Raw genomic sequence first — 10,704 nt, forward strand, 5'->3', positions numbered from 1 at the left:
CAGGCACATCGGCAACATATGCCTCCGCAAGCGAGGCTTCAATCGCTTTCACGAACTCCACATGGACCTGCGACGCCTGTGGATATGTGGATAACACCCTGACGGTCAGGCTAATTTAACGGCATTGCACCATGGGATGATCATGCCGTCCCCTATGCCGCCGCGCGGCTCATTGGCGCAAATGGCCTCTCATGACTACCCACGCGGCGTGCTCGATGAATACAAGCCGGCTCCCTGCGAAAGACACCGCACGCGAGGTCAACCGCAAGATTGCCGGGCGGTGGCCACGGCCGCCTGGCCGAGGCTGATACCGCCATCGTTGGGTGGGACGCGGTGATGGGTCAGCACGTCGAAACCTGCGTCCGCGAGGCCCGATGCAGTCCGTTCCAGCAGGAGCATGTTCTGGAACACGCCGCCGGAGAGAGCGACCACACCGAGGCCGGTCCTCTCGCGTATTCGGGACGCGGCGTCCACCACCAGCGCGGCGACGCCGTTGTGGAAGCGGGCGGCGATCACCGGAACGGGAACGTCCGCGCGCAGGTCGGTCACCACCGCGTCCAGTAGGTCGTCCCCGGCAACGGTGAAAGACACCGATCCGGTGATGGCCGCCGGATATGCGGCACGTTCGGAGTGGTCGGCGCGCTGCTCCAGTTCTATTGCGGCTTGGCCTTCGTAGTTGACGCGGTCACGGACGCCGAGGACGGCGGCGACGGCGTCGAAGAGCCGTCCCATGCTGGAGGTGAGCGGTGCGTTGACGCTGCGCCGCGCCATTTCCGCCACGGTCGGCCACTCGGGGCGTCCGGCCACCGGGAGGTCTTCGGGGACGCCGTAGGCGGCCGCCATCCGCCAGGGTTCGCGGATCGCGGCGGCGCCGCCCGGCAGCGGAACCGGGTCCAAATGGCCGGCTCTTTCGAAACCGTGGAGGTCGGCGACGAGGAATTCGCCGCCCCAGAGCGTGCCGTCCGTCCCGTATCCGGTGCCGTCGAACGCGACGCCGATCACCGGGCCGTCAAGGCCGTTGTCGGCGAGGCAGGAGGCGATGTGCGCGTGGTGGTGCTGGACGGCGATGACCGGCAGATCCTGGTCGAGCGCGTATTTGGTCGACAGGTATTCGGGATGCGGGTCGTAGGCGATGAGTTCGGGGACGATGTCGAAGAGCCGCCGGAAATGCGCGATGCCCTCTTCGAAGGCGCGGAGCGTCTCGTAATTCTCCAGGTCGCCGATGTGCTGGGAAAGGAACGCCCGGCCGTCGCGGGTCAGGCAGAACGTGTTCTTCAGCTCGGCGCCGCACGCCAGGACGGAGCGCCCTTTCGCGATCGGGAGCGGCTCGGGCGTGTAGCCGCGAGACCGGCGCACCGGCAGCGTGCGTCCCCGGAAGACGCGCACCACGGAGTCATCGGTGCGGGTGTGGATGGGGCGATCGTGCAGCAGGAATCCGTCGGCGATCCCGCTGAGGCGTTCGAGCGCGTCGGCGTCCCGGTGGGCGATCGGCTCGTCCGAGATGTTCCCGCTGGTCAGCACGACCGGTTCGGTGACGAGGAGGTTGTGCAGCGGGGTGTAGGGCAGCATGAGCCCGAGGTACCGGCCGCCGGGTGCGACGGCGTCGGAGAGTGCCGCGTCCGGGCGACGGCGCGCCAGCACGATCGGGCGGCGCGGGCCGGTGAGCAGCGCCTCCTCGGCGTCGGACAGTGCGCACAGGCTCCGGGCGGCGGCCAGGTCGGGGACCATGACGGCGAACGGCTTGTCCTCGCGGTGCTTGCGGGCGCGGAGCGCGGCGACCGCACTCCCGCACGCCGCCCGCACCGCGAGGTGGTAGCCGCCGAGGCCCTTCACCGCGAGGACGGCGCCGGCAGCGAGCAGATCACGCGCAGCCTGCAGCGGGTCGCGAACAACAGGCTCCCCCCAAGTGGCATGCGGATCGCAGACGCCAGACACCCCAGAAGCGCCATACGGGCCCGACCCACAAGCGACATGGAGGTCGCGAACGACCCCACGGTGGTCGCCGGGCGTGTGCAGGATGAGGGAAGGGCCGCAGGCGGGGCAGCACGTCGGCTGGGCGTGGAACCGGCGGTCGGCCGGATCCGCGTACTCGGCGGCGCACGCCCCGCACATCGCGAAGCCGGCCATGGTGGTGTTGGGACGGTCATACGGGACGTCCTTCACGATCGTGAAGCGCGGCCCGCAGTTCGTGCAGTTGATGAACGGGTATCCGTACCGCCGGTCGCCCGGGTCGCGCATCTCGCGCAGGCAGTCGTCGCAGGTCGCGGAGTCCCAGGAGACGAGCGCCCGGCGCTCCCCCGACGCGTCGCTGCCCACGATCGTGAAGCCGGCCCGCCCGCGCACGTCCAGCCGACGGGTGGTGAGGCGTTCGACGACCGCGAGCCGCGGCGGGCGCGCGCGCAGCCCGTCCAGGAAGCGGCCGATCTCGTCGGGTGCGCCTTCGACCTCGATGAACACGCCGCCCGCGTCGTTGCCGACGAGCCCGGACAGCCCGAGGCCGGTGGCGAGCCCGTGCACGAACGGCCGGAATCCGACGCCCTGCACGACTCCCTCGACGCGGACGCCCATCCTCACGTCCATCCGCGTCATTCTGCCGAGCCGCGCTCCAAGGCCCGGGAAAGGCGAGGCAGAGCGCGTTCTACGGCTGACCGGCGCCGGACAGGGGACGCCGGAGCGGCGTCACGTCCGAAGGGTCATTCCGCCTCGCCCGTGTAGGCGGCGATGGTGCGGTCGGCGGCGGCGCGGGCGGCGGCCTCGTCGGCGCCGGCGGCGACGTGCGCCGTGAACCAGGACTCGCCGCTCTGCCGGGTGAACTCCTTGCCCTCGTCCGACAGGGACCAGTCGGGGCCGACCTCGTCCGGGGCGCTCTTGCCGGTCGCCAGGTGCAGGGCGAGGCCGAGCAGGCCCTGGTCCCAGCCGATGCCGACGGCGCCGGGGCCGAACTGGTCCCAGATGTCGTCGCCGACGTGGGCGATGTGCTCCAGCTCGAACCGCGCCCGGCCGTCCGCCTCCGGGGTGAGGCGGACCTCGATCCAGGACGTCTGGCCGCCGTACTCCCAGGTCGCGGCGAAGCCCTTGGGCCGGTCGCAGCGCTCGATCGTCCCGCCGGCGTTGCCTTCGAGCTGGTACCGGCCGCCGAGCCGGAGGTCGCCGGAGACGGGCAGGAACCAGCGCGGGATGCGCTCGGGATTGGTGACGGCGTCCCAGAGGTCCTCGACGTCGGTGTCGTAGACCTGGCTGACCGTCGCGGTGCGCGCCGTGCCGGTCTCCAGTACCCGCTCGCCGACCGCGCGCCGGACCGCGTTGATCTGCCCCGTGACTTCGATCATGGTTCGCTCCCTGAGTCGTCGTTTCGGCGTGCGCGCCTGCCCCGCGCGATCTCGGTCGCCAGGGCGTCCAGATGCGGAGTCCAGAACCGGCGGAACCGGTCGAGCCAGGCGTCGATCTCCCGCAGCGGAGCGGCGTCGACGGCGTAGAGCCGGCGCGTCCCCTCCGCCCGCACCACCGCGAACCCGCTGTCGCGGAGCACCTTCAGGTGCTGCGAGACCGCGGGCTGGGAGATCCCGAACTCCTCCCGGACGACGGCCGTGACCTCACCGGAGGACCGCTCGCCGTCGGCGAGCAGCTCCAGGATCCGACGCCGTACCGGGTCACCCAGAACATCGAACGCGTGCACGTCCCCAAAACTACAGGCTCAGCTTATATAAGCCAAGCCTTAAAAAGGGATTCAGCCGCCGGCGAGGAGCCGCTCGAAGGGCACGGGGTTCTCGTAGAGGTCCTCCTTGGCCGGGGCCGGACGGGCCTGGATCAGCGCGGCGAGTTCGGCGCCGGCGCGGGCGATGCGGTCGGGCAGGCCGGTCTCGCCGCTCCCCCAGTCCTCCGACGCCGCGTAGACGGCCGTCGGGGCCACGGTCGCGCGCAGGTAGGCGAACAGCGGGCGCATCGCGTAGTCGATGGCCAGCGAATGCCGCCCCGTACCGCCGGTCGCGCCGAGCAGCACGGGCTTGCCCTCCATCGAGTCCCGCTCGACGACGTCGAAGAACGTCTTGAACAGGCCGCTGTAGGACGCGTTGAAGACGGGCGTCACGGCGATGAGGCCGTCGGCGCCCGCCACGGTCTCGACGGCCTCCCGGAACGGCCCGGACGGGAAGCCGGTGAGCGTCGCGTCGACCATGGCGTGCGCGTGGTCGCGCAGCTCGATCGTCTCGACGGCGGCGTCCGCGCCGAGCGCCTCGGCCGCGGCGGCGGCGAGGCGGTCGGCGAGCAGCCGGGTCGAGGACGGCTGCCCGAGCCCGGCGGAGACGACGGCGAGGGTCGTCATCGGACCTCCTCGGTGAGGCGGGACGCGTGGGTCGGGGCGGCCGCCGGGACGTGCGCCGGGCGCAGCGCCTCGAACTCCTTGCGCAGCACCGGGACGACCTCCTCACCCAGCATGTCGATCTGCTCCAGGACGGTCTTCAACGGCAGCCCGGCATGGTCCATCAGGAACAGCTGGCGCTGGTAGTCGCCGAAGTGGTCGCGGAACGTCAGGGTCTTGTCGATCACCTGCTGCGGGCTGCCGACCGTCAGCGGCGTCTCGGAGGTGAACTCCTCCAGCGACGGCCCGTGCCCGTAGACGGGCGCGTTGTCGAAGTACGGGCGGAACTCGCGGACGGCGTCCTGGGAGTTCTTGCGCATGAACACCTGCCCGCCGAGGCCGACGATCGCCTGGTCGGCGGAGCCGTGCCCGTAGTGCTCGAAGCGCTGCCGGTACAGGCCGATGAGGCGCTGGAAGTGCTCGGTGGGCCAGAAGATGTGGTTGGCGAAGAAGCCGTCGCCGTAGTAGGCGGCCTGCTCGGCGATCTCGGGGCTGCGGATCGAGCCGTGCCAGACGAACGGCGGCACGCCGTCCAGCGGGCGCGGCGTCGAGGTGAACGACTGGAGCGGCGTGCGGAACTTGCCCTCCCAGTCGACGACGTCCTCGCGCCAGAGCCGGTGCAGCAGGTGGTAGTTCTCGATCGCGAGCGCGATGCCGTCGCGGATGTCCTTGCCGAACCAGGGGTAGACCGGGCCGGTGTTGCCGCGTCCCATCATCAGGTCCACCCGGCCGTCGGCGAGGTGCTGGAGCATCGCGAAGTCCTCGGCGATCTTCACCGGGTCGTTGGTGGTGATCAGCGTGGTCGCGGTGGACAGGATGAGCCGCTCGGTACGGGCCGCGATGTAGCCGAGCATCGTCGTCGGGGAGGACGGCACGAACGGCGGGTTGTGGTGCTCGCCGGTCGCGAAGACGTCCAGGCCCGCCTCCTCGGCCTTGAGCGCGATCGCCACCATCGCCTTGATCCGCTCGGCCTCCGTCGGCTCCCGGCCGTTGGTCGGGTCGGGCGTGACGTCGCCGACCGTGAAGATCCCGAACTGCATGGCGGCCTCCGAAATAGTAGAACCTTCAACTATTCTACCGGAACCGCGCGTGCAGGGCGCGTATTCCGGCCGCCGACCAGTGCCTTCCGGGGAGCGGACCAGGGCCTCCAGGGGCCAGCCCAGGGGGCATGCCAGGGCCTGCGTGCCGGGGGTGCGGCAGGGGTGCTCCAGAGCGTCAGAGCTTCAAAGCGTCAGAGCTCCTGGCCAGTCCGTCAGAGCGTCAGGCGGCGGCGTGCGCGATGTCGCGTTCGAGCGCGTCGACCAGCCAGGTGTTGATCGTTCCGGCGGTCGCGGGCTCGCCGGTGACCTCGGAGAACAGCGTCCAGTACCGGCGGAGCCGCGGGTCCTGCTCCATGGCGACGGCGGGCAGCAGGTCGCGCCGGAAGCGCCGGGTGTCGCGCTCGTCCCGGCCGGCCGCGTGCGCCGCGACGAACAGGTCGAGGGCGGGACCGGGGCAGGGCTCGGCGCCTGCGGCGACCAGCGGGGCCGCCAGCGCCGCCGCCTCGCCGAGACCGGTGATCAGGGTCGGCTCGTCCCGCACCCGGTCGGCGTTCACCCGGCCGAGGGCGCGCAACTCGCGCAGCAGCGGCCGATCGCTCGCGACGGCGACCATCCCGGCGTAGGCGACGACCTGCCGGGGCGTCGGGTCGGCGGGCGGCTCCGGCACGCTGCGCTCCAGGAACTCGCGCACCGCCGCGTCCGGCAGCGGGACCAGGATACGGCGGCGCCAGAACTCCAGCAGGACGTCCCGCGCGGCCGGGCCGTCGTGGACGGCGGCGAGCAGGTCCAGGCGCGCCGCCCGGTCCGCCGGGGCGGCCTGCTCGACGGCACGCAGCGAGGCGCGGCGCCAGGCGAGCGCGGCCAGCTCAGTGTCGACGGCGCGCCGCTCGGCGGTGACGGCCTCCTCCAGCGAGCGGTCCCCGGCGAGGACGGACGTGACGGCCGGCAGGCCGAGCCCGAGGGCGCGCAGCCGCCGGACGAACCGGAGCCGGTCCACCGCCGCGGCGTCGAACCGCCGGTGCCCGCCCGCGCTGCGCTCAGGCTCCAAAAGCCCCTCGTCGCAGTAGAAGCGGATCGTGCGCACGGACACCCCGGTCAGCGCCGCCAGGTCGCCGATCCCCAGCGTTGTGTCTTCGCTCACACCAGTTGAACCTCCAGCAGGCTGGAGGTCCTACCTTACGAGCGCCAACGAGGAGACCACTGCAGAAGACCTATGGAGGGAGACGACGTGCTGGAGGCCGCACGTTTCAAGGAGGGCCTGCGCGAGCATGCCCGGGGGCTCGCGGAGGTCGCGGCGGGCGCTGACCCGTCCACGCGGGTGCCGACCTGTCCGGAGTGGACGCTGCAGGACCTGGTCGGGCACGTCGGCCAGGCGTACCTGTGGGCGACCGACCTGGTGCGGACGGGCGGCACCGACGTCATCGACAGCCTGCCCCGCACGGTGCCGGACTCCCCCGCCGCCTGGCCCGGCTGGCTGAGCGACGGTGCGGAGGCACTGATCACCGCGGTCGAGGCCAAGCCGGACGAGACCGTCGACCACCCCATGCTCGGGGCGTGGCCGACCGTCATGTGGCTGCGGCGGATGGCGAACGAGTCCGCCGTCCACCACGCCGACGCGGCACTGGCCGCGGGGACCGCGTTCACGGTGGCGCCCGACCACGCCGCCGATGTGATCACCGAGTTCCTCGGGCTGCTGACGGCGCCGACGGCGGCCGCACACAAGCCGGAGCTGGCGGAGTTGCGCGGGACGGGCGAGACGCTGTGGCTGCGCCCGGCGGAGCCGTCCCTGCCGGGCTGGCTGATCACCCGCCAGCCGGACGGGCCCGTCTTTGAGGAGGGGCCGGGCTCTGAAGGGGGCGCAGGCTTCGAGGAGAGGGCGCGGGGCGCGGATGTGACCGTCGCCGGGCCCGTCCAGGAGTTGCTGCTGCTGCTCGCCCGGCGGCTCGCCATGGCCGACGCGGCCGGGCTGAAGGTGACCGGCGACGCGTCCCTGGTGGACCACTGGCTCGCGCACACGGCCATCTAGCCGGACACTCCCGCGTCCCGGCCATGCGGGGGCCGGCCGGGATGCGGCCAGGCGCGGGCATGGTCAGGCCCACATGTCAGGCGCGCGGAGTCGGGCGCACCCGGTCAGGCCGGGGTGTCCGCCGTGGCGAGGACGGCCTGGATCTCCAGCCCGATGGTGATCTCGTCGCCGAGCATGACCCGGTCGCCCTGCAGCGGGACGTTGAACTCGATGCCGAAGTCGCGGCGGCTGATGGCGGCCGTCGCGGTGAAGCCCGCGCGGGTGCCGCCCCACGGGTCGGCGCCGACGCCGTGGAACTCGGTCAGCAGCCGCACCGGACGCGTCACGTCCTTGATCGTCAGCTCGCCGTCCAGGTGGTAGCGGGGCGAGCGGGCGCGGCGGCCGACGGTGGCGCGCTCGATCCCGGTGCCGGTGAACATCATCACGGGGTGGCGCTGGACGTCCAGGAAGTCGGCGGAGCGGACGTGCTCGTCCCGCTCGGCGCTGCGGGTGTCGATCGAGCCCATCCGGATCTCCGCGCGGGCGGTGGAGTCCAGCGGATCCTCGCCGATCACGACCTCGCCCCCGAAGTCGAGGAACGAGCCCCGCACGGTGGTCATCAGGTGCCGGATCGTGAAGGTGATCTCGGAGTGGACCGGATCGATGCTCCAGCGGCCGGCTTCGAGGTCGGAAACCTCGGCGCCCATGAAAATCCCCCCAAAGAGTGACAACCAGGAAAAAGTACCTCAAATCCCATCTGGTCTGAGGGGCCGCCCCGGGGGAATGCTCGGTACATGATCGGTGAACACGTCCTGGCCGGCTATGTCCCCGACGCGGGCGGCCGGGAGGCGCTGGACCTCGCGCGCGGCATCGTCGCGCTGACCGGCGGCCGGCTCAGCGTGGCGACCGTCCACCCGCCGGACCTGCCGGCCGCCGCCGGCGAGGCCCGGGCCGCGCTGGACCAGCTCGCCGACCAGCTGGACGACCAGCCCGCCGACCTGCTCGTCCAGGAGGGCCGCAGCGTCGGGCGCGGGCTCACCGTGCTGGCCAGCCGGATCGGCGCCGACCTGATCGTCGTCGGCTCCCCCGAGGGCGGCGCCCGCGGCCGGATCGGCATCGGCGCCGCCGCCGACCACCTGCTGCACTCGGCGACCGAGGCCGTGATGCTCGCCCCGTCCGGCTACGCCCCGCCGGACGAGCCGAGCCGGATCACGGTCATGTACGTCCGGCGGCCCCAGTGCGAGGAGGCCGTCATCCGCGCCGCCCAGGCCGCCGAGCGGCTGGAGGTGCCGCTCCGCCTCGTCACGCTCGCCGTCGGGGACGTCGCCGGCGACCCGCTCCGCGACGACCTGGCGCTCGCCATCCGGCTCGCCCTCGACTCGGCCGACCTGCTCCCGGAGGAGGTGACCGCCGAACTCGCCGAGGGCGACGACGTGGCCGACGCGCTGGACGACGCGGACTGGACCGACGGCGAGCTGCTCGTGTGCGCGTCCAGCGAGGACGCCGCAGCCCACCGCGTCTTCCTGGGCGAGGTCGCGCTCAAGGTGCTGCGCGCGGCGCCGTGTCCGGTCACCGTCCTCCCGCGTGGCTACTACTGAGTAGTCCGTTTTGACCGTTTATCGGGAACCGCTTGCCGCCCCTCGTTTACCTCCGCTACATTCCGTCGAGATCGGAGCGTGACCATTGGAGCGGGGCACGTTCCGCCCCGGTCGGGCGCACCCTGCCCGAACGAGCGAGGCGCAGGGGAGCGAGATGGACCCGATCGGCAAGAAGCTGCTCGACATCGCCAAGACCGAACTCGGCTACACCGAGAAGGGCGACGGGTACACCAAGTTCGGCGAGTGGTACCGCAAGAACGTCGACGGCGACCACGACGAGTACTTCTCCACCGCCCCCTGGTGCGACATGTTCCTCGCCTGGGCCGCCGACAAGGCCGACGTCACCGACCAGGCCGGGCAGTTCGCCTCCACCGTCGACCACGCCCAGTGGTTCAAGAAGAACGACGCCTGGGGCCACGACCCCGAACCCGGCGCCATCGTCTTCTACGACTGGAACGGCTCCGGCGACATCGACCAGATCGACCACGTCGGCATCGTCGAGAAGGTCGACGGCCGCACCCTCCACACCATCGAGGGCAACGCCGACGGCTACAAGCTCATGCGCAAGACCCGCGACATGGACCACGTCGTCGGCTTCGGCTACCCGTCCAAGGTCAAGGTCGCCACGTACACCCCCAAGCACGCGGCTCCCGCCCCCACCGTCGACAAGGTCGGCTCCCCCGTCACCGCGACCAACACCTACGAGCAGGAGCACTCGACCCCGCAGAACCTCCCCACCCAGGAGGTCGTGCTCGGCGGCATCCTCGCCTTCGTCCTCTGCGGCACGCTCGCCCTCACCGCCGGACGCGCCGCCGCCGCCAAGGCCCCCAGCGCCGCACCGATCCGCGTCCGCAAGCGCGGCAAGCACCACCGCCCGTGGACCCCCGTCGCCCTGCCCGCCGACATCACCCCGGCCGACCTCGACCGCGCCGAAGCCGGCACCGCCGTCATGCCGGCCCTCTCCCTCGCCGCCGCCCACGAGGCCGAGGACCGCGAGTTCTGGGGCCGCATCGCCCACCTGGAAGAGGACGGCGAGCTCGCGTTCTGGAACTCCCTGCACGCCGAACTCGCCGAGTCCCAGTACGCAACCACGCCGGGAGTCCGCTAAAGTTATGCCTGCGGGTCACCCACCGGCCCGCCTGCGGACGTGGCTCAGTTGGTAGAGCATCACCTTGCCAAGGTGAGGGTCGCGGGTTCGAATCCCGTCGTCCGCTCTGAGAGGCCCCTCGAACAGGCCTCGCTCTGGTGGAGTGGCCGAGAGGCGAGGCAACGGCCTGCAAAGCCGTGTACACGGGTTCAAATCCCGTCTCCACCTCGCAAGGGCGATTAGCTCAGTGGGAGAGCGCTACCTTGACACGGTAGAGGCCACTGGTTCAATCCCAGTATCGCCCACCACACTCCTGTGCAGTTCAGGGGCCGTGCTTGTGTTGCTGACGAGCCAGCATGCCGATCCCATGGCACCGAACCCGTGCCGATCCGATGGGATGGCGGGGTCGATGCCGCGGGCGGCCATGTTCTGTCCGGCCCGCGGCCTGGCGTATCTGATCGGCCCCAGGATGTCGGGTCAGCCGATCACGTGGACGCACACGTCGAGCCGGGCGCTCCAGTGAGTGCGGACTCTGAACATCACCCTGCCGTTGGTGACGGCGACGTTCTCGGCGTAGACGTGCGCGTCGCCGTCACCAACGGCAGGGTGATGTTCAG

The 10,704-nt window shown here is 71.5% G+C and carries 10 protein-coding genes and 3 tRNA genes; 6 read left to right on the top strand and 7 right to left on the bottom strand.

Features of this window, described 5'->3' with window-relative positions:
* Nucleotides 1-258 precede the first annotated feature (258 nt).
* The 6 genes from hypF to ETD96_RS32605 all read right to left on the bottom strand — a co-directional run bounded on the left by hypF (nt 259) and on the right by ETD96_RS32605 (nt 6,538).
* On the bottom strand, nt 259-2,580 hold the full coding sequence (gene hypF / locus ETD96_RS32580) for a carbamoyltransferase HypF (RefSeq protein ID WP_138640324.1): 2,322 nt from the start codon (nt 2,578-2,580) through the stop codon (nt 259-261).
* A gap of 113 nt (nt 2,581-2,693) precedes the next feature.
* A complete protein-coding gene (locus tag ETD96_RS32585) occupies nt 2,694-3,329 on the bottom strand; it encodes an SRPBCC family protein (protein ID WP_138640325.1) in 636 nt (211 codons plus the stop codon).
* Nucleotides 3,326-3,676 carry an ArsR/SmtB family transcription factor gene (locus ETD96_RS32590; RefSeq protein WP_138640326.1) on the bottom strand — a complete coding sequence of 117 codons (351 nt, stop codon included), beginning with the start codon at nt 3,674-3,676 and terminating at the stop codon, nt 3,326-3,328. The genes ETD96_RS32585 and ETD96_RS32590 overlap by 4 nt, the downstream gene beginning before the upstream one ends.
* A 51-nt stretch (nt 3,677-3,727) precedes the next feature.
* Nucleotides 3,728-4,321, bottom strand: a complete 594-nt coding sequence (locus ETD96_RS32595) for an FMN reductase (RefSeq protein ID WP_138640327.1) — start codon at nt 4,319-4,321, stop codon at nt 3,728-3,730.
* On the bottom strand, nt 4,318-5,397 hold the full coding sequence (locus tag ETD96_RS32600; RefSeq protein ID WP_138640328.1) for an LLM class flavin-dependent oxidoreductase: 1,080 nt from the start codon (nt 5,395-5,397) through the stop codon (nt 4,318-4,320). Before ETD96_RS32600 ends, ETD96_RS32595 begins: the two co-directional genes overlap by 4 nt.
* Nucleotides 5,398-5,617: 220 nt before the next feature.
* Nucleotides 5,618-6,538 (bottom strand): MerR family transcriptional regulator, encoded by a 921-nt coding sequence (locus ETD96_RS32605; RefSeq protein WP_205719556.1) that lies wholly within the window; start codon nt 6,536-6,538, stop codon nt 5,618-5,620.
* 72 nt (nt 6,539-6,610) lie between these two features.
* On the opposite strand from ETD96_RS32605, the gene ETD96_RS32610 reads away from it, so the two are divergent.
* On the top strand, nt 6,611-7,423 hold the full coding sequence (locus ETD96_RS32610) for a maleylpyruvate isomerase family mycothiol-dependent enzyme (protein WP_205719557.1): 813 nt from the start codon (nt 6,611-6,613) through the stop codon (nt 7,421-7,423).
* Nucleotides 7,424-7,527: 104 nt separating this feature from the next.
* Here the strand turns inward: ETD96_RS32610 and ETD96_RS32615 are convergent, their stop codons facing one another.
* Nucleotides 7,528-8,109 carry a YceI family protein gene (locus tag ETD96_RS32615; protein ID WP_138640329.1) on the bottom strand — a complete coding sequence of 194 codons (582 nt, stop codon included), beginning with the start codon at nt 8,107-8,109 and terminating at the stop codon, nt 7,528-7,530.
* A gap of 87 nt (nt 8,110-8,196) precedes the next feature.
* On the opposite strand from ETD96_RS32615, the gene ETD96_RS32620 reads away from it, so the two are divergent.
* The 5 genes from ETD96_RS32620 (at nt 8,197) to ETD96_RS32640 (ending at nt 10,395) form a co-directional block, all read left to right on the top strand.
* Nucleotides 8,197-9,000, top strand: a complete 804-nt coding sequence (locus ETD96_RS32620) for a universal stress protein (RefSeq protein ID WP_138640330.1) — start codon at nt 8,197-8,199, stop codon at nt 8,998-9,000.
* 154 nt (nt 9,001-9,154) lie between these two features.
* Nucleotides 9,155-10,108, top strand: coding sequence for a CHAP domain-containing protein (locus ETD96_RS32625; protein WP_138640331.1), 954 nt, complete (start codon nt 9,155-9,157; stop codon nt 10,106-10,108).
* Between the two features lie 33 nt (nt 10,109-10,141).
* Nucleotides 10,142-10,214, top strand: a tRNA-Gly gene (locus ETD96_RS32630).
* A gap of 30 nt (nt 10,215-10,244) precedes the next feature.
* A tRNA-Cys gene (locus tag ETD96_RS32635) sits at nt 10,245-10,315 on the top strand.
* A 5-nt stretch (nt 10,316-10,320) separates the two neighbouring features.
* Nucleotides 10,321-10,395, top strand: a tRNA-Val gene (locus ETD96_RS32640).
* The last annotated feature ends 309 nt before the right edge of the window (nt 10,396-10,704 follow it).

Source organism: Actinomadura geliboluensis (genome assembly GCF_005889745.1).
Taxonomy (GTDB): Bacteria; Actinomycetota; Actinomycetes; order Streptosporangiales; family Streptosporangiaceae; genus Spirillospora; species Spirillospora geliboluensis.

What these genes read in the sequence shown, in the direction of transcription:
- hypF (WP_138640324.1), bottom strand. Translation starts at nt 2,580, where the DNA reads ATGGACGTGAGGATGGGCGTCCGCGTCGAGGGAGTCGTGCAGGGCGTC.
- ETD96_RS32585 (WP_138640325.1), bottom strand. Translation starts at nt 3,329, where the DNA reads ATGATCGAAGTCACGGGGCAGATCAACGCGGTCCGGCGCGCGGTCGGC.
- ETD96_RS32595 (WP_138640327.1), bottom strand. Translation starts at nt 4,321, where the DNA reads ATGACGACCCTCGCCGTCGTCTCCGCCGGGCTCGGGCAGCCGTCCTCG.
- ETD96_RS32600 (WP_138640328.1), bottom strand. Translation starts at nt 5,397, where the DNA reads ATGCAGTTCGGGATCTTCACGGTCGGCGACGTCACGCCCGACCCGACC.
- ETD96_RS32610 (WP_205719557.1), top strand. Translation starts at nt 6,611, where the DNA reads ATGGAGGGAGACGACGTGCTGGAGGCCGCACGTTTCAAGGAGGGCCTG.
- ETD96_RS32615 (WP_138640329.1), bottom strand. Translation starts at nt 8,109, where the DNA reads ATGGGCGCCGAGGTTTCCGACCTCGAAGCCGGCCGCTGGAGCATCGAT.
- ETD96_RS32620 (WP_138640330.1), top strand. Translation starts at nt 8,197, where the DNA reads ATGATCGGTGAACACGTCCTGGCCGGCTATGTCCCCGACGCGGGCGGC.
- ETD96_RS32625 (WP_138640331.1), top strand. Translation starts at nt 9,155, where the DNA reads ATGGACCCGATCGGCAAGAAGCTGCTCGACATCGCCAAGACCGAACTC.